General features: G+C 71.8%; 18 protein-coding genes. 11 read left to right on the top strand and 7 right to left on the bottom strand.

Features of this window, described 5'->3' with window-relative positions; translation table 11 throughout:
- Positions 1–394 precede the first annotated feature (394 nt).
- Complete coding sequence (locus C1J01_RS00210) at positions 395–1,858, top strand: SulP family inorganic anion transporter (protein WP_111174988.1); 1,464 nt, start codon at positions 395–397, stop codon at positions 1,856–1,858.
- A gap of 13 nt (positions 1,859–1,871) precedes the next feature.
- On the opposite strand, the gene C1J01_RS00215 is transcribed toward C1J01_RS00210, so the two are convergent.
- Positions 1,872–2,234, bottom strand: coding sequence for a hypothetical protein (locus C1J01_RS00215; protein ID WP_111174989.1), 363 nt, complete (start codon positions 2,232–2,234; stop codon positions 1,872–1,874).
- A gap of 104 nt (positions 2,235–2,338) precedes the next feature.
- Here C1J01_RS00215 and C1J01_RS00220 point away from each other — a divergent pair, with 104 nt between their 5' ends.
- The 3 genes from C1J01_RS00220 to C1J01_RS00230 all read left to right on the top strand — a co-directional run bounded on the left by C1J01_RS00220 (position 2,339) and on the right by C1J01_RS00230 (position 5,406).
- Positions 2,339–2,653: an NADPH-dependent F420 reductase gene (locus tag C1J01_RS00220; protein WP_220039642.1), complete on the top strand. Its 315-nt coding sequence runs from the start codon at positions 2,339–2,341 to the stop codon at positions 2,651–2,653.
- A 144-nt stretch (positions 2,654–2,797) separates the two neighbouring features.
- Positions 2,798–3,616, top strand: a complete 819-nt coding sequence (locus C1J01_RS00225; protein WP_111174990.1) for an SDR family NAD(P)-dependent oxidoreductase — start codon at positions 2,798–2,800, stop codon at positions 3,614–3,616.
- A gap of 23 nt (positions 3,617–3,639) precedes the next feature.
- Complete coding sequence (locus tag C1J01_RS00230; protein WP_111174991.1) at positions 3,640–5,406, top strand: ABC-F family ATP-binding cassette domain-containing protein; 1,767 nt, start codon at positions 3,640–3,642, stop codon at positions 5,404–5,406.
- A gap of 84 nt (positions 5,407–5,490) precedes the next feature.
- Here the strand turns inward: C1J01_RS00230 and C1J01_RS00235 are convergent, their stop codons facing one another.
- On the bottom strand, positions 5,491–6,057 hold the full coding sequence (locus tag C1J01_RS00235) for a TetR family transcriptional regulator (RefSeq protein WP_111175066.1): 567 nt from the start codon (positions 6,055–6,057) through the stop codon (positions 5,491–5,493).
- 81 nt (positions 6,058–6,138) lie between these two features.
- Here C1J01_RS00235 and C1J01_RS00240 point away from each other — a divergent pair, with 81 nt between their 5' ends.
- Positions 6,139–7,062 carry an SDR family oxidoreductase gene (locus C1J01_RS00240; protein ID WP_111174992.1) on the top strand — a complete coding sequence of 308 codons (924 nt, stop codon included), beginning with the start codon at positions 6,139–6,141 and terminating at the stop codon, positions 7,060–7,062.
- On the opposite strand, the gene C1J01_RS00245 is transcribed toward C1J01_RS00240, so the two are convergent.
- Entirely contained in the window at positions 7,044–7,388 is a 345-nt protein-coding gene (locus C1J01_RS00245; protein WP_181448493.1) for an STAS domain-containing protein, read from the bottom strand. The genes C1J01_RS00240 and C1J01_RS00245 overlap by 19 nt on opposite strands.
- A gap of 165 nt (positions 7,389–7,553) precedes the next feature.
- On the opposite strand from C1J01_RS00245, the gene C1J01_RS49485 reads away from it, so the two are divergent.
- Together C1J01_RS49485 and C1J01_RS00250 are read left to right on the top strand one after the other, a co-directional pair.
- Positions 7,554–7,724 (top strand): hypothetical protein, encoded by a 171-nt coding sequence (locus C1J01_RS49485; RefSeq protein WP_181448494.1) that lies wholly within the window; start codon positions 7,554–7,556, stop codon positions 7,722–7,724.
- A 323-nt stretch (positions 7,725–8,047) separates the two neighbouring features.
- Positions 8,048–9,748: a nitroreductase/quinone reductase family protein gene (locus C1J01_RS00250; protein WP_111174994.1), complete on the top strand. Its 1,701-nt coding sequence runs from the start codon at positions 8,048–8,050 to the stop codon at positions 9,746–9,748.
- Here the strand turns inward: C1J01_RS00250 and C1J01_RS00255 are convergent.
- From C1J01_RS00255 to C1J01_RS00265, 3 genes are read right to left on the bottom strand one after another with little or no spacing between them, the layout of a single operon-like run.
- Positions 9,717–10,571 carry an alpha/beta fold hydrolase gene (locus C1J01_RS00255; protein ID WP_220039643.1) on the bottom strand — a complete coding sequence of 285 codons (855 nt, stop codon included), beginning with the start codon at positions 10,569–10,571 and terminating at the stop codon, positions 9,717–9,719. The two genes, C1J01_RS00250 and C1J01_RS00255, sit on opposite strands and share 32 nt — an antisense overlap.
- The gene (locus C1J01_RS00260) at positions 10,553–11,089 is read right to left on the bottom strand and encodes a hypothetical protein (RefSeq protein ID WP_220039644.1); all 537 of its coding nucleotides are present in this window, start codon (positions 11,087–11,089) and stop codon (positions 10,553–10,555) included. The genes C1J01_RS00255 and C1J01_RS00260 overlap by 19 nt, the downstream gene beginning before the upstream one ends.
- A gap of 34 nt (positions 11,090–11,123) precedes the next feature.
- Positions 11,124–12,152 (bottom strand): LacI family DNA-binding transcriptional regulator, encoded by a 1,029-nt coding sequence (locus C1J01_RS00265; protein ID WP_111174995.1) that lies wholly within the window; start codon positions 12,150–12,152, stop codon positions 11,124–11,126.
- Between the two features lie 89 nt (positions 12,153–12,241).
- Here C1J01_RS00265 and C1J01_RS00270 point away from each other — a divergent pair, with 89 nt between their 5' ends.
- Complete coding sequence (locus tag C1J01_RS00270) at positions 12,242–13,024, top strand: FadR/GntR family transcriptional regulator (RefSeq protein WP_220039645.1); 783 nt, start codon at positions 12,242–12,244, stop codon at positions 13,022–13,024.
- 50 nt (positions 13,025–13,074) lie between these two features.
- On the opposite strand, the gene C1J01_RS51025 is transcribed toward C1J01_RS00270, so the two are convergent.
- Positions 13,075–13,284 carry a hypothetical protein gene (locus tag C1J01_RS51025; RefSeq protein WP_220039646.1) on the bottom strand — a complete coding sequence of 70 codons (210 nt, stop codon included), beginning with the start codon at positions 13,282–13,284 and terminating at the stop codon, positions 13,075–13,077.
- Here C1J01_RS51025 and C1J01_RS00275 point away from each other — a divergent pair.
- From C1J01_RS00275 to C1J01_RS00285, 3 genes are read left to right on the top strand one after another with little or no spacing between them, the layout of a single operon-like run.
- Entirely contained in the window at positions 13,274–14,440 is a 1,167-nt protein-coding gene (locus C1J01_RS00275) for an extracellular solute-binding protein (protein ID WP_220039647.1), read from the top strand. The two genes, C1J01_RS51025 and C1J01_RS00275, sit on opposite strands and share 11 nt — an antisense overlap.
- Positions 14,440–15,384 (top strand): carbohydrate ABC transporter permease, encoded by a 945-nt coding sequence (locus C1J01_RS00280; RefSeq protein ID WP_111174998.1) that lies wholly within the window; start codon positions 14,440–14,442, stop codon positions 15,382–15,384. The genes C1J01_RS00275 and C1J01_RS00280 overlap by 1 nt, the downstream gene beginning before the upstream one ends.
- Complete coding sequence (locus C1J01_RS00285) at positions 15,381–16,223, top strand: carbohydrate ABC transporter permease (protein ID WP_111174999.1); 843 nt, start codon at positions 15,381–15,383, stop codon at positions 16,221–16,223. The genes C1J01_RS00280 and C1J01_RS00285 overlap by 4 nt, the downstream gene beginning before the upstream one ends.
- Positions 16,224–16,231: the final 8 nt, after the last annotated feature.

Genomic DNA, 16,231 nt, shown 5'->3' on the forward strand with positions numbered 1-16,231 from the left:
CTCTGATCCGTCCATCTTTCGCACGACCTCACTGCTCGGCTCGCTGCGGTGTGCGGGCAGGCACGCCTGGCCCCGCCGGATCTCTACCCTAACGTTAGGGTAGAGTTGCCGATGGCCAGCACGGGGTTCCGTCGCCGGCTCCTCCGGTGGCCACGAGCGCGGGACATGATCGCACAGTGGCGTGCGATCGCGACACCCGCCGGCACACCACCCGCTCCATGAGGTAAGGGACTCCGACGCGCGCATGCCTGTGATCATGACCGCCGACTGCCCGCCGTGAGCCCCTCACGGTAGTGACCCTCGCGTACCGTTCCGCCTCTGTCTCCCAGGCGCTGCCGCCGTGTCCGCATGCCGCAGAGCCGCTAAGGATGTCGTGTTGCCCAGTTCCTTCTCCATGCCCGGCCGGCCTGTCTGGCTGAAGCCCGCGGTGGCCCGTACCGAGATCCTGTCCGGGCTGGTCGTCGCGCTCGCGTTGATCCCCGAGGCGATCTCGTTCTCGATCATCGCCGGCGTCGATCCCAGCGTCGGCCTGTTCGCCTCCTTCACCATGGCCGTGGTCATCGCCGTCGCGGGCGGCCGGCCCGCCATGATCTCGGCCGCGACCGGCGCCATCGCGCTCGTCGTGGCGCCCCTGGCGCGTGAGCACGGCCTGGGCCACCTGATCGCCACGGTCATCCTCGGCGGCCTCATCCAGATCGCGCTCGGCGCGCTCGGCGTGGCCAGGCTGATGCGTTTCGTGCCGCGCAGCGTCATGGTGGGCTTCGTCAACGCGCTGGCCATCCTGATCTTCATGGCGCAGGTGCCCGAGCTCGTCGACGTGCCGTGGATCGTCTATCCGCTGGTCGGGGGCGCGCTGGTGCTGATGGTGTTCCTGCCCCGCCTGACCAGGGTGGTCCCGGCGCCGCTGATCTCCATCGCCGCGCTCACCGCGCTGACCGTCGGCGCGCACCTGGCCGTGCCGACCGTCGGCGACCGCGGCACGCTGCCCTCCTCGCTGCCCCTCCCGGGCCTGCCGGACGTGCCCTTCACGCTCGACACGCTCACCCTCATCGCCCCGTACGCGCTGGGGTTCGCCCTGGTCGGGCTGATGGAGTCGCTGATGACGGCCAAGCTGGTGGACGACCTGACCGACACCCGCTCGTCCAAGACCCGCGAGTCGATCGGCCAGGGCATCGCCAACATCGTCACCGGCTTCTTCGGCGGCATGGGCGGCTGCGCCATGATCGGCCAGACGATGATCAACGTGCGGAACGGCGCCCGTACCAGGCTGTCCACCTTCACCGCCGGTGTGCTGCTCATGGTGCTGTGCATCGTCTTCGGCCCGTGGGTGTCGCAGATCCCGATGGCCGCCCTGGTCGCCGTCATGATCCTGGTCTCGTTCGGCACGTTCGACTGGCATTCCGTCGCCCCGGCCACCCTCAGGCGCATGCCCGTCGGCGAGACCACCGTCATGGTCGTCACCGTCGCCGTCGTGGTCGCCACGCACAACCTGGCCATCGGCGTCGTCGTCGGCTCACTGACCGGCCTGGTGATCTTCGCCCGCCGGGTCGCCCACCTGGCCAACGTCACCGCCTGCCTCGACCCCGACGGCGAGCAGGTCGTCTACGCCGTCACCGGCGAGTTGTTCTTCGCCTCCAGCAACGACCTGGTCTCCCAGTTCGACTACGCCGGCGACCCCCGCCAGGTGGTCATCGACCTGACCGACGCCCACATCTGGGACGCCTCGTCGGTCGCCGCCCTGGACGCCGTCGAGGCCAAGTACGCCGCCCGCGGCAAGACCGTACAGATCATCGGCCTCAATCAGCCGAGCGCCCGCATGCACGCCACCCTGTCCGGCGAGCTGTCCGGCAGCCACTGACCGGTGGCTTCGATCAGCGGGCCGGCCCGTCGGGGCCGGCGAGGTCCTCGATGCCGAGCTTGAGCCAGTGGTGGCCGGCGACGACATGGAGCTCACCGCCCCGGCCCAGGACGGCCGCCTCCCGGGGAACCGGTCGCTCGCCGGGCATGGCCAGCCGGCCGGGGCCGCCCACCCGGAAGTCCTGTCCTTCCAGGCTGCCGACGACCACGCGGTCGCACTCCTCGCCGTACCCTCCGACGAGCGTGACGCGGTCGTCCGCGACCACGAGCGCACGCGCGCCGCTCACCCCGGTGGACCGTCCGGTGACCTCGTCGGCCCTGATCCGTACGACCGGGAAGTCGACGTAGTAGTACGCCCACGCCTCCTCACCGATCACGTTCAGGGCGTAACAGGCAGCGCGACGGCGCCTTCCCGGAGCTCGACGCCCAGGAGACCACCACCAGCGAGCTGCTCCAGCGGCACCTGCCGGACGCCCACGTGGTGAAGGCGTTCAACAACATCTTCTTCCGCCACCTCGCCGACCTGCCCCGGCCCGCGGGCGCGCCCGACCGTACGGCGCTGCCGATCGCGGGAGACGACGCGGGCGCCAAGGCGCGGGCGACGGAGCTGCTCGACCTGCTGGGCTACGACGTGGTGGACGCCGGCCCGCTCGCCGAGGGCCGGCGCTTCGAGCCCGGCACCCCGGCCTACGGCATCCCGTACGCGGCGGAGGCGTCGCCCCGGTTCACCGAGCTCCCGGCCGGGCCGGCCTCGGCGGCCGAGATCGCGAAGCTGCTGGAAGCCGCCCGGCGCTGACCGCTGTGCCCGTCACGATCGGACGGGTACGCACTGCCATTTAGCGAGACGCAACGTCTCGTCTTGCAATCTGACCGGCGCGGCCCCATACTGAACTCCATACGCGAGACGGAACGTATCGTCTCCAGAGAGGGAGGAGGCCGTATGACAGCCCGAGTCTGGTTCGTCACCGGCGCGTCGAGGGGCCTGGGCAGGGCCTTCACCGAGGCGGCGCTCGCCGCCGGAGACCGCGTCGTGGCCGCCGCCCGCGACCTCGGCCCCCTCGCCGACCTGGCCGCCGCCCACCCCGACGACCTCGTACGGCTGACGCTGGACGTCACCGACCGCGCGGCCGTACGGCAGGTGGTGGACCACGCGGCGGCGGCGTTCGGCCGACTCGACATCGTGGTCAACAACGCCGGCGGGCTGCTGCTCGGCATGGTGGAGGAGGCCACGGAGGAGCAGGTCCGCGCCCAGTTCGACGTCAACTTCTTCGGCGCCGTCTGGGTGGCCCAGGCCGTGGTGCCGCACCTGCGGGCGCAGGGGTCGGGCCACATCCTGCAGGTCACGTCGATGGGGTCCGGAGGCGGGTTCGCGTCCGTCGGGTTCTACGCGGCCAGCAAGGCCGCCCTCGACTCGGTGAGCGAGGCTCTGGCGATGGAGGTGGCGCCGTTCGGCGTGAAGGTGACGATCGTGCAGCCCGGCGGGTACGGCACCGACCTGTTCACCCGGGGCACCACGACCACGCGGGCGCGGCCGGAGTACGCGCCGCTGCGCGCCCGGCTGGCCGAGCTGTGGGGCGAGGACGCCGGCCCCGACCCCGCCACCGCCGCGCCGGTGATCATGGAGCTGGCCGACCTCGCGGAGCCGCCGTTGCGGCTGATCGTCGGCGGCGCCTCGTACGACCTGGTCCAGCAGATGCAGCGGGCCCGTACGGAGGAGTACGAGACCTGGGAGCACCTGAGCAGGAAAGCGCCGGGCTGACAAGACAAGGAGGTGGGCCCTTCATGCGCCAATTGGCACTCGACGAGATCACCAAGCGTTACGGCACCCGCGTCGTCCTGGACCGGGTGTCGCTCACCGTGAGACCCGGCGAGCGGATCGGCGTGATCGGCGACAACGGGTCGGGCAAGTCGACGCTGCTCCGGCTCATGGCGGGGGCGGAGCGGCCGGACAACGGCGAGCTCGTGGTCGTCGCGCCCGGCGGGGTCGGCTACCTGCCGCAGTCGCTCGCGCTGCCGCCGCACGCGACGGTGGCGGACGCCGTCGACCTGGCGCTGGCCGACCTGCGCGGGATCGAAACCCGGATGCGGGCGGCCGAGCGGCTGCTCGACGAGCCGGGCATGGACGAGGTGTACGCGCGGCTGGTGGCGGAGTTCGAGGCGCGCGGCGGCTACGAGGCCGACGCCCGCGTGGAGATCGCGCTGCACGGGCTCGGGCTCCCCGGGCTCGAACGCCGCCGCCGGCTGGGCACGTTGTCCGGAGGCGAACGCTCCCGGCTCGTCCTGGCCGCCACGCTGGCGTCCGGCCCCGAGTTGCTGCTGCTCGACGAGCCGACCAACGACCTGGACGACCAGGCCGTGGCCTGGCTCGAACATCGCCTGCGCGCCCACCGGGGCACGGTCGTCGCGATCACGCACGACCGGGTGTTCCTGGAACGGGTGACCGACGCCATCTGGGAGGTCGGCGACGGGCGGGTGCGCCGCTACGGCGACGGGTACGCCGGATACCTCGCGGCCAAGGCCGCCGAACGCGCCGCCCAGGCGCGGGCCCACGAGGAGTGGAAGGCGGAGCTGGACCGGCATGCCACGCTGGTGGCGGCCAACGCCGGCCGGCTGGCGGTCATCCCGCGCAAGACGGCCAAGGCGGGCATGGGCACCGGGGCCTGGCGGGCGCGTTCCCGTACGCACGGGGCCGCGAGCCGTATCCGGCAGTCGCAACAACGGCTGCGGTGGCTCACCGACCACCCGGCGCCGCCGCCGCCCGAGCCGCTGCGCTTCACCACCACCCTCGCCACCACGGAACCCGCCACGGGAGCCACCGCGGGGGCCGCCGGGGCCGAGGTGGCCGCGCTCGACGGCGTGGTGGTGGCGGGGCGGCTGCGCCTCGACCACCTGACCGTCCGCGCCGGCGAACGACTGCTGGTCACCGGGCCGAACGGCGCCGGCAAGACCACGCTGATGCGGCTGCTCGCCGGAGAGCTGCGTCCGGACGAGGGTGAGGTACGGCGCTGCGGCCGAGCCGGCCTGTTCCGACAGGACGCACTCGAACCCACCGACGCGCGGCGGCCCCGCCCGCACGATGGGCTCGCAGAGGACGGCCACACCGGCGTTCCGCAAGACGGCCCGCGCAGCGGGCGCGCGGAGGACGGCCGCACCGGCGTCCCGCAGGACGAGTGGACCGTGTTGCGGGCCTACGCGCACCGGCGTCCGGGAAGTCTGGACGAGCATGCGGACGCGTTGCTGACCCTGGGGCTGTTCCGGCCGTCCGACCTGGGGCTGCGCCTGAAGGATCTCTCCTACGGGCAGCGGCGCCGGATCGAGCTGGCGCGGCTGGTGAGCGAGCCCGTGGACCTGCTCCTGCTCGACGAGCCGACCAACCACCTGTCGCCGATGCTCGTGGAGCAACTGGAGCAGGCGCTGGCCTCGTACCGGGGCGCGCTGGTGGTGGTGACGCACGATCGCCGCCTGCGGGCCGCGTTCACCGGCCGCCGCCTGGAGCTGGACGGAGGTGCGGTGGCAGCCCCGCGCCCGGGGAAGGCGGGAGCGCCGTGACCAGGAGTCGTGGCGGGAACGCCGCCCGGCGGTTCGGCGGCGGCAACGCGGCCGACGGGGTCGATCAGGGCAGGTGACGTCGCGTCACCTGCCGGCGGTGACGGCTTTCAGCTCGTCGAACGACTCGCGGATGAGGCGTGAGACGTCCGGCCCGCCGGTTTCGTCGATCCACCGCACGTACGCGATCTTGAAGACGGCGATCCCGGCCTCGGCCGCCAGACTCGCGGCCGGCTCCGCGACGCCGCGTCGCCGCAGCGCCTCGGCGAGGGCCGCGGACAACGACGCGAGCTTGATCAGCTCGCGTTCCTGCAGCTCGGTGTTCGCGGCGATGACGGCCTGGCGCTGCCGGGCGCTTTCGCCGCGCAGCTGGAGCAGGACGCCGGCGGACTCGATGGCCGCCGCTATCGCGTCCATCGGCGTCGCGGACTCGGGCGCGTCCGCGACGGCGTTCACGAGCTGCTCCTGGAGCGTGCCCGAGCCCCAGAACAGGACCTCGCGCTTGTCGGCGAAATGCCGGAAGAACGTGCGCTCCGTCAGCCCCGCCCGCTTGGCGATCTCCGCCACCGTGGTCTGCTCGAACCCGCGCTCGAGGTAGAGCTCCAGCGCCGCCTGTTCCAGCCGGCCACGCGCGTTCGGCTCCCATCGACCCATGCCCTGCATCGTAACCCGATGACAGCCACTGACATCAGTGCTAGCCTGATGACAGTCACTGACATCGCTGGAGGAGTTCTCATGCGTGTATTCGTCACCGGCGCGTCCGGCTGGATCGGCTCCGCCGTCGTTCCCGAGCTCATCGGCGCCGGCCACCAGGTCATCGGGCTGGCGCGCTCGGACGACTCCGCCGCCGCCCTCACCGCGGCCGGGGCACAGGTGCAGCGCGGAACGCTCGACGATCTCGACGTCCTGCGGCGTGCGGCCGCCGCGTCCGACGGTGTGATCCACCTCGCGTTCAAGCACGACATCGCCTTCTCCGGAGGCTTCCAGGCCGCCGCCGACGCGGACCGGCGGGTCGTCGAGACGTTCGGCGAGGCGCTCGCCGGCTCCGATCGGCCGTTCGTCCTCGCCTCCGGCCTGCTCGGGCTCGTGCCGGGGCGGGTGGCGACCGAACAGGACGGTCGTGCCCCCGCCTCGGACGCGCTCCCCGGCGGCCCGGGGACCCGGCACGGCACCGCGCAGGCGACGCTCTCCTTCGCCGACCGCGGCACCCGCTCATCCGTCGTCCGGCTGCCCCCCACGGTGTACGGCGAAGGGGACCCCGGCTTCGTGGCCGGCCTGGTCGGCGTCGCCCGCGCCAAGGGCGTCTCCGGCTACCTCGGCGACGGGTCCGTCCGCTGGCCGAGCGTGCACCGGCGCGATGCCGCGCACCTGTTCCGCCTGGCACTGGAGCAGGCCCCGGCCGGATCGGCGCTGCACGCGGTGACCGACGAGGGCGTGACGATCCGGGCCATCGCCGAGGTGATCGGCCGCCACCTGGACCTGCCGGTGGTCTCGATCCCCGAGGAGGACGCGGACGCGCACTTCGGGTGGCTGGCCGGCATGGTGGCGATCGACAGCCCGGCCTCCAGCGCGCTGACCCGCGAGCTACTGGGCTGGCAGCCCACGCGCCCCGGCCTCATCGACGACCTGGGCAAGGGCCACTACTTCCGCACCGCCTGACCGGCGCCGGGGCCGGTCGTGATGGCGAGGACACCGGTCAGACCGGTGATGTCCAGGAGGCGCAGCAGTCGACCGTGCACGTTGACCAGCTCCATGCCGCCGCCCAGGGCGGCGAGGGCCCGTTCGGCGTGGATCAGCGCCCGAAGCCCGCGAGAGTCGCAGAACGTCAGGCCGACGGTGTCCACCACGAGGCGTCGCCGGCCCGCCTTGACCACCGCGTCGATCAGCGGCGGCACCCGGTCCGAGGAGGCGAAGTCGAGCTCCCCGTGGAGCGTCAGCACGCTGTGGGCGGGGTGATGAACCAGGTCTACCGTGAGAACGGTCATACCGGGTGTCCGATCCGCGGTGCGAGAGAAATCGCCGTGGGCCCGCATGCCGCCGGCCCGGCGAGTCACCGCTGCAACCTCCCCACCGTACAGGCCGCCTCAGACCGAGGGCCCGCTCCACCCGGCCGGCGAGCGCGTCTTGGCGGTTAGTTTGGCCGATGAGACGTGGCTCCGTACGCGATCGTCGGCCGGGCCACCCAGCTGGGCACCGGCGCCTTCGCCGACACCGACGTCATCACCGCGGGCGACATCGGCTCCATCGTGATCGCCGCGGCGACCCTCACCGTCCTCCTGACCACCGCGTCGATCCTCGACCGCCGCGACATCCGCGCCTGAATCGGCGGCGAATTCGAAAAGCCGCACCGATCGGGAAAGACCGTTTTCCGGTCACGGATATGGTGTTGCCTCATTCGCGAGGCGGCGATAGCTTAGCGGGCGTGACTGCCGGGTCGGCCATGGGCCACAAGCGAGTGAGGCACCCGGCCGCTGCGTGAGCGCCGGGCGGCCGCGAGGGCCGCCGCATCTCTGCCTTTCTGAAACCTCCTTTTACGCAATCGGCGATATCGCCGACCGCTGCCGCGCGCACATTTTCCGTTGCCGACGCGGCCACTTCAGCATGCCCGCGAACCGGGCGCATTGTTTCGACAAGAAAGCAGAGAATGCCGTACGACTTCAACCAGCAGATCATCGAGGAATTCCGCGCCGGCCGCGGAAGGGTGGGCGGCCCCTTCGAGGGGGCCCGGCTGCTCCTCCTGACCACCACCGGCGCCCGCTCGGGAGCCCGCCACACCGTCCCGCTCGGCTACCTGCCCGACGAGGGCGGCCGCATGCTGGTCATCGCCTCGGCAGGCGGTGCGCCGCACCACCCGGCCTGGTACCACAACCTGCGCGCCGACCCTCGGGTCACGGTGGAGACCGGCGTCTTCACGATCGAGGCCGAGGCCGCCGTCCTGGAAGGCGAGGAACGCGACCGGCTCTTCGCCCGCGCCGTGGAGGCCGACTCCGGCTGGGCCGACTACCAGGCCAAGTCCGGGCGCGTCCTGCCCGTCGTCGCGCTGACTCCGCGCTCCGGCTCCTTCCCCGACCTGCCGGAGGGCGAGGTGCTGAAGGCCATCCACGACGCGTTCCGGCGGGAGCTGGCCCTGGTGCGCGCCGAAGTCGCCGCCTCGGGCCCGCGGCTGGGCGCGCAGCTTCGCGTCAACTGCCTGACGCTGTGCGGCGGGCTGCACCACCACCACACCGTGGAAAGCGGCGGGTTGTTCCCCCACCTGCGTGACCGCCACCCCGAGCTCGACGCCGTCCTCGACCGGCTGCACGCCGAGCACACCGTCCTGGCCGGCCTCCTCGACGACCTGCGACAGCTCGTCTCGGCAGACTCCGCCGACCTGCTGACCCGGGTGGACCGGCTCATCACGGAGATCGAGAACCATCTCGCCTACGAGGAACGGCACCTCGTTCCCCTGATGAACGCACTGCCGCCCCGGCACGAGGACCACTCGACCGTCACCCGCGTCCCCGCCGACCCCGGCGACCGCGCGGCCGTGATGGCCGCGATGCGGTCGCCGGCCGCCGGAGCGCCGCCGCTCGACGCCGACATGACGCCCCGGCTGCCCCATACCGGCGGCGTGCCAGGGCAGTGGGTCACCGGCTCGGCCGCCGAGGACGGCGTCACGCTGTACGTGCACGGAGGCGGCTTCGAGCACACCCAGCCGGCGCTGGAGCCGCTCATGGCCTACCGCCTGTCGCAGGCCACCGGCCGCCCCGTCTTCAAGACGGATCAGCGTCTGGCCCCGGCTCACCCGTACCCCGCCGCCCTCGACGACGTCGTGGCCGTCTACCGGAGCCTGCTCGAACAGGGCGTGCCCGCCGACCGCGTGATCCTGTCGGGCGAATCGTCGGGCGGCACCCTCGTCCTGTCGGCGCTGCTGGCGCTCAAAGCGGCGGGCGATCCCCTGCCCGGCGCGGCCGTCGCGATCTCCCCGCTCACCGACCTGACCCTGTCGAGCCCGTCGCTGGACGCCGACGACGGTCAGGACGTGCTCAGCCGGCCGGTCGTCGAGCGCATCACCGCCCAGTACCTGGCCGGGGCCCGCGCCGACCAGGCCCCGCAGTCCCCGCTCCACGGCGACCTGCGCGGCCTGCCCCCGCTTCTGCTGGTGGCCGGCACCGCGGAGGTGCTGCTGGACGACACCCGCCGGTTCGCCGCCGCCGCGGCGGCCGCCGGCGTCGAGGTGACCCTCGACCTGTACGAGGGCATGCCGCACGCCTTCCACCTGAGCGTGCTGGCGCAGGAGCCGCCCGCCGTCGCCATGACGTTCCTGCGCCGCCTCAGCGACTGGTGTCCTGGACGAAGTCGCTGATCAGCCGGGCCACGTCGCCGGGCTTCTCCTGCACCATGTTGTGGCTGGCGGCCAGCTCGACCACCTGGATGTGCGGGTGCGCCGCGGCGATGGGCGCCAGGTCACGGCGCACCCCGCGGCGCAGGGCGGCCATGAGCTCGCTGGGCGGCATGCCCGGCGGGTCCTGGGTGGGCAGGACCACCAGGGTGGGGCACCGTACCGCCCGCAGCGCCGGGACGGCGTCGCGGAAGTGGGGCGCGTACCGTATGGCGGCCAGCAGCTCGGGGCCCGGCCGCAGGTAGCTGTCGTCGCCGGAGGTGGTCACGGCGCGCGGCGGGAGCGCGGCGACCTGCTCGGGCGGCAACGGCCGCGCCATCGCCGCCTCCTGCGCGTCGAACATCGCCTTCAGCTGCGCCAGCTCCCTCGTCACCAGGGCCGGGTCCATGCCGGGGTAGTTCGCGGGGTCGTTCTCGGCCGAGCGCAGGCCGTCGAGGTTGACGACGGCCGGGCACTCCGGATGGCGCGCGGCCCACAGGCTGGCCAGCATCCCGCCCAGCGAGTGGCCGACGATCACCGCGGCGCCGAGGCCCAGGCGGTCGACCACCGCTTCGACGTCGTCCAGGACGGCGTCCCACTCCCATGGGGCTTCGCCCGACAGGCCGTGCCCGCGCAGGTCCATCGCGACGACGCGGTACGCGGCCGTCAGCGCCGGCGCCACCTCCTGCCAGGCGTCGAGCGTGCCGCCCAGGCCGTGCAGCAGTAACAGCGGCGGGCCGTCGCCGCCGTGGTCGCGCACGGCGAGCGGGATCGTGTGGTCGGTGATGGTCACGTCGTGCTGCGACACGTTGCTCCTTGGGTCGGGGTGCCCCGGTGCGGGGCTCCCTGGGTTCGGGACTCCTTGGGGAGGGCGAGCCGGGCGCGGATCGACGCGGTGGTCACCCCGCCGCTGGGGTGCCGGTCGAGCTTCGCGCGTTTGACCAGGTCGTGAACACCCTGGCGGGTGATGCCGAGCATCGCCGCCGCGGTGGAGAAGCCCACCGCCTCCGCTCCCGGATGACCCGCCCGCCGCGCCACGGCGCGCCCGAAGGCCGTACGCCACCACTCGTCGGGCGGGTCGAACGGCCCGTCGCCGGGGAAGAGCGCGGCGATCAGCCGCGCGGACGTCATGACGGCCAGCCGCTCGTCGGGCCCCAGCAGTTGCGCGGCCCACACCTCGGCCTGCACCCGCAACCGCGCCCGCACGTCACCCACGCCGTCCACACCGTCCGCCGGGTCGAGCAGGATCTCCAGCGGGTCGACGATCCGCGCCTCGACCAGCCGCGTCAGCTCACGCGCCAGCTCCACGTGCTCCGCAGTGTTCACTTGACGAACGATAGCAAGTACTTGCTATCGTTCGTCAAGTAGTCGGCCCGGTGGAGCCGCGGACGACCAGAGTCGGGGTCACGGTGAAACGCACCGCGGACGTGCGGCCCTCGATGCGCTCCAGCAGCAGCTTGCCCGCGGCCCCGCCCATGACCGCGCCGTCCTGGTCGACGCTGGTCAGGTCGATGCAGGGCAGCGCGGCCAGGTGGGTGTTGTCGTAGCCGGCGACCGAGACGTCCGCGGGCACCGCGAGACCGGCCTCGTGGACCGCGGCGAGCGCGCCGAGCGCGGCCTGGTCGGCCCCCGCGAAGATCGCCGTCGGGCGAGGGGACCGGCTCAGCAGCTCACGGGCCCCCTCGTAGCCGCCTCTCTCGTGGTAGAAGCTCTTGGCGACGGCGATCTCGCCGGCGAGCCCGTGCTCGCGCATGACCCGTTCGTACGTGGCGGCCCTGATGTTGTGCAGCAGGTCGGACGGGCGCGCCTGGCTGTCGTCCTGGTGCGTGATGTGCGCGATCCGGCGGTGCCCCAGAGCGAGGAGGTGGTTCACGACGAGCTCGGCGCCGGCCTCGTCGTCGTCGGACACGGTGTCGTAGTACGACGAGCGCTCGTGCCGGGCGAGCACCACGGTGGGCTTCTCCCTGGCCACCTCCTCCAGCCGCGCCTTCGAGGCGAGCGGAGCGACCATGATGATGCCGTCCACCTGGCGGTCCATGAGGGCGTCGACCGCCCGGCTCTCGACTTTGCGGGTGGCGCCGCCCTGAATCATGAACGCCTGGTAATCGGTGCTCTGCAGATATTCGGCGAGGCCGTCGACGATATCGGCGAAGAACGGATTTCTGATATGCGGCAACATCAGGCCGATCGTGAACGTGCGCCCCCGCATGCCACGGGCGGCGGCCTGCGGCCGGTAGCCGAGCTCCTCGATGGCGGCCCTGACCCGCTCGCGCATGGCCGGGCTCACCCCGTAGGCGTTCCGTATCACCTTGGACACCGCTGTCACGGAGACCTGGGCGTGACTCGCCACATCGGCGATCGTCACCCGTCGTCGGCCAGGCGCGACCATGAAACTCCATTCCCCGGGACGTTCACCGAGTCTATGAGCCCGGGCCACGGGCCGGATCGGAGATCGTGGGCCTCCTGTATTCTTCGGGCATGCCCACCGACCCGCCAGCACCGATGGGCCATGATCTGTCACAGTCCTATCGAGGGCTTCTGACGGAGCGCATCGCCCGTCAGCTGGAGCAGGATATTCGCTCCGGAAACATCGCGGTGGGCGCCAAACTCCCCTCGGAGCGCGAGCTCGCCGCCCAGTTCGGCGCGAGCCGCAACGTCGTCCGCGAGGTGCTGCGCCGGCTGGAGACGCAACAGCTGATCGAGGTCGCCCCCGGGCGTGGGTCCTTCGTCAGGGAGCAGTCCCCCGTCCAGGCCCGCCACTACGACGCGCTCTACCGCGCGGGCCGGCCCACCGTCCGCCAGCTAATCGAGGCGCGCATCCCGCTCGAGGTCGAGATCGCCGGGCTGGCGGCCGAGCGCGCCACCGACGCGCAGCTCGCGGCGATCGGGCGGGCCAACGACGCGCTGCTCAAGGCGACCGACGTCGTCGACAAGGCCCACGCCGACCTCGACTTCCACGAGGCGATCGCGCAGGCGAGCGGCAACCCGGTGTTGCGCGTCATGCTGTCGTCCATCAGCGGGCTGATGTTCGAGATGATGCTCCGGTCACACTCCGACCCGACCATCGCCGAGCCGGGCGTCCCCCACCACGGCGAGATCTACGAGGCGCTGGCGGCCCGCGACGTCGAGCGGGCCCGCCGCTACATGCACGAGCACCTCACGCTCGGCCTGCGCACCTACGGGCGCGACCTCGACGTCAGCGTCGACGTCATGGCCAGGCAGCACATCGAGACATTGCTGAGCCAGAGCCAGGGGCGGTAACAGCCGAAGGCTGGTCATGGTGAACACCGGCTGCTATGGTCCAACTGGTCCTACCAGTTGGACCATAGCTGTGAGGGACTTCCCATCAGCAGAAAGCCGAGCACGAGCATGTCCATCCCCAGCCAGACACTCACGCGCCGGTCCTTCGGCAAGCTCGCGGCCGCCATGACGATCATCGGCGGCGGAGCAGCACTCGGAGGCTGTTCGGCCGGCGGCGGCAGACCCTCTCCGAACACGCCGCTCTGCATCATGGCGATCAACCACGTGTGGTCGCAGGCGATCAGGAAGCACATGGCGGAGTTCGAGGAGCGGATCGGCCGCCGGGTCTCGATGTCGTTGCTCACCTCCGACCAGCTCGCCAACAGCTACAACGTCAAACTGAACGCCTCGGCCACGGACATCGACGTCATGATGGTCCGGGCGCTGCAGGAGCAGCTGCTCTTCGCGCACAACGGCTGGCTGGCCGACCTCACCGACCGGGTCGAGGGCGACGCCGGTTACCAGTGGGCCGATTTCCTGAAAGCGCCCCGCGAACGCTCCGTCACCGGCCGCATGGTCCTCAGCGTGCCGGTGGTGACCGAGCGGCCGGTCCTCTACTACCGCAAGGATCTGGGCGCGGCGCCGGCGACGCTCGACGAGCTCATGGAGACGGCGCTGCCGCTCGCCGACCGGCGCGGCAACTTCTTCGGCTTCGTGGGCCGGGGACAGCGCAGCGGCGCGGTGAGCATGTGGTCCAGCTTCCTCTACTCCTTCGGCGGCGACTTCACCGGCCAGGGACGATCCGCCATCGCCCGGCCGGAGTCGATCGCCGCGTACGAGTACTACGGCCGGCTGCTCGAACGGGCCGGCCCGCCCGGCGCCACCAACATGAGCCTGGAGCAGGCCATGCCGATCTTCGCGCAGGGCAAGGCGGCGTTCTACGTGGACGCCGACGCCATCTACACCAACTTCCTCGACCCGAAGATCTCGACCGTCCAGGAGACCGTGGGCTTCGCGCCGTTCCCGGCCGGCCCGGCGGGGGCGCGGCCGTTCAACATCCCGTCGTGGAGCCTGGCCATCAGCGCGTTCTCCCTGCTGCGTGACGAGGCGTGGCAGTTCGTCCGGTGGGCGTCGAGCCCGGAGATGGTCAAGCGGCTGCAGGCGGAGGGCATCCCGGGGGCCCGCCAGTCGGCCTGGTCGGACCCGGCCACGCTGGCCTCGTTCCCCGCCGACCTGGCGAGGACGATGCAGACGCAGGCCCAGATCGGGCTGGGCATCGACCGGCCCGACGTGCTGCAGGTCGGCCGGGCCAGGGACATCGTCGGCCGTCCGCTCGTGGCGGGCATCCTCGGACAGCCGGTGGCGCCGGTCGCCCGCGAGGCCGACGCCGAGTTCGCCGAGTTCCTCGTCCGCGACAACCGTCACAGGGAGGGCTGATGGCCATCACCCAGACCTCCGCGCCGGCCCGCGCGCCCTTGCCCGGCAAGCCGCGAGCGCGGTCGTTCGAGCAGGCCAACCGGCGGCTGAAGTGGGCGATGCTCGCCCCGTCGCTGGCGTTCGTGGGCCTGATGATCATTTTTCCGCTGGTGTTCACGCTCAACCTGGGCTTCACCGACGCCTTCGGGGCGGTGAACGCCGACAAGGACTACGTCGGTCTGCGCAACTTCGGCGACGCCCTCACGGATTCGCGCCGCTTCTGGCCGGCCGTCCAGCGCACGGTGTTGTTCACGATCGGCGCCGTGCTCCTGGAGACCGTGCTCGGCCTGGCCCTGGCGATGCTCATGCGCAAGCCGTTCCGGGGCGCCCGCTGGGTGCGTACGGTGCTCATCATCCCGCTGCTGACCACGCCCGTCGCCATCGGGATCCTCTGGCTGCTCATCCTCGACCCCACGAACGGCATCGCCAACCACCTGCTCGCGTCCGTCGGCATCCTGCCCCAGGAGTTCCTCGGCTCGGTGAGCCAGTCGCTGCCGATCCTGATGCTGATCGACGTGTGGCAGTGGACGCCCATGATGACGCTGCTGCTGCTCGCCGGGCTGTCCACCCTGCCCGCGGAGCCCGAGGAGGCCGCCCACGTGGACGGCGCGGGAGTGTGGCAGCGCTTCCGGTACGTCGTGCTGCCGATGCTCGGCCCGACGCTGGCCACGGCGGTGGTGCTGCGCTCCATCGACGCCCTGAAGACCTTCGATCTCCTGTACGCCACCAAGGGGCCGGGCGGCGGATCGTCCTTCGAGGCCGAGACCCTCAACGTCTACGCCTACGGGCTGACCTTCGACTACCAGGAGTACGGTCTGGCCTCCGCCGTCCTCGTCCTGTTCACCCTCGCCATCATCGGCGTCGTGATCCTGCTGCGGCGCCGGCCCGGAAGGAGGTCCGCGTGAGTTCCGCCCTCGAACGTCCCGCCTGGAGCAGACGGCGGGCGCTCTCCTGGCTGCGCGGCGTCACCATCACGATCGTGTGCCTGGTCTTCGTCCTGCCGATCGTCTGGATGTTCGCCGCCGCGTTCAAGACGAACGTCCAGGTCACCGATCCCAGCGTGGGCCTGATCTTCTCCCCCACCCTGGACAACTTCCGCAACGTGCTCGCCGACGGCGAGGTCCTGCAGTCCCTGCGCAACTCCCTGGTCGTGGGCGTCGCGTCCACCGTGCTGTCCGCGATCATCGCCGTTCCCGCCGCCTGGGCGGTCGGACGGTTCCGGATGCGGCGCACCGGGTCTCTCGTGCTCGTGGCCCGCATCGTCCCGGCGATCTCCCTGCTCGTGCCGTGGTACTACCTGTTCGCCCAGGCCGGGCTGGTGGGCAGCTACACCGTCCTGGTCCTGAGCCACATGTTCGTGTCGGTGCCGCTGATCCTGTGGATCATGATCGGCTTCTTCGAGGGGCTGCCGGTCGAGCTGGAGGAGGCCGCCCGCACCGACGGGCTGACCGTCTTCGGCGCCTTCTGGCGCATCGCGCTGCCGCTGGCCGCGCCCGGCACCACGACCGCGTCCGTCCTCGCGTTCATCTTCAGCTGGAACAACTTCATGTTCGCGCTGATCTTCTCCGACGAGACCACCCAGACCGCGCCCGTGACGCTGTTCAACTTCATCTCCTACGCCAGCACGGACTGGGGCGGTCTCATGGCCGCCGCCACGCTCATGACGGTGCCGGTCGTCATCGTCGCGATCGTCGGGCAGAAATTCCTCGTCGCGGGGCTGACCGCCGGAGCCACCAAGGGCTGATCCCGCCC

It is taken from the genome of Nonomuraea aridisoli, from assembly GCF_003236395.1.
GTDB classification, from domain to species: Bacteria; Actinomycetota; Actinomycetes; order Streptosporangiales; family Streptosporangiaceae; genus Nonomuraea; species Nonomuraea aridisoli.

What these genes read in the sequence shown, in the direction of transcription:
- C1J01_RS00210 (WP_111174988.1), top strand. Translation starts at nt 395, where the DNA reads ATGCCCGGCCGGCCTGTCTGGCTGAAGCCCGCGGTGGCCCGTACCGAG.
- C1J01_RS00225 (WP_111174990.1), top strand. Translation starts at nt 2,798, where the DNA reads ATGACAGCCCGAGTCTGGTTCGTCACCGGCGCGTCGAGGGGCCTGGGC.
- C1J01_RS00230 (WP_111174991.1), top strand. Translation starts at nt 3,640, where the DNA reads ATGCGCCAATTGGCACTCGACGAGATCACCAAGCGTTACGGCACCCGC.
- C1J01_RS00235 (WP_111175066.1), bottom strand. Translation starts at nt 6,057, where the DNA reads ATGGGTCGATGGGAGCCGAACGCGCGTGGCCGGCTGGAACAGGCGGCG.
- C1J01_RS00240 (WP_111174992.1), top strand. Translation starts at nt 6,139, where the DNA reads ATGCGTGTATTCGTCACCGGCGCGTCCGGCTGGATCGGCTCCGCCGTC.
- C1J01_RS00245 (WP_181448493.1), bottom strand. Translation starts at nt 7,388, where the DNA reads ATGACCGTTCTCACGGTAGACCTGGTTCATCACCCCGCCCACAGCGTG.
- C1J01_RS00250 (WP_111174994.1), top strand. Translation starts at nt 8,048, where the DNA reads ATGCCGTACGACTTCAACCAGCAGATCATCGAGGAATTCCGCGCCGGC.
- C1J01_RS00265 (WP_111174995.1), bottom strand. Translation starts at nt 12,152, where the DNA reads ATGGTCGCGCCTGGCCGACGACGGGTGACGATCGCCGATGTGGCGAGT.
- C1J01_RS00270 (WP_220039645.1), top strand. Translation starts at nt 12,242, where the DNA reads ATGCCCACCGACCCGCCAGCACCGATGGGCCATGATCTGTCACAGTCC.
- C1J01_RS00275 (WP_220039647.1), top strand. Translation starts at nt 13,274, where the DNA reads ATGGCGATCAACCACGTGTGGTCGCAGGCGATCAGGAAGCACATGGCG.
- C1J01_RS00280 (WP_111174998.1), top strand. Translation starts at nt 14,440, where the DNA reads ATGGCCATCACCCAGACCTCCGCGCCGGCCCGCGCGCCCTTGCCCGGC.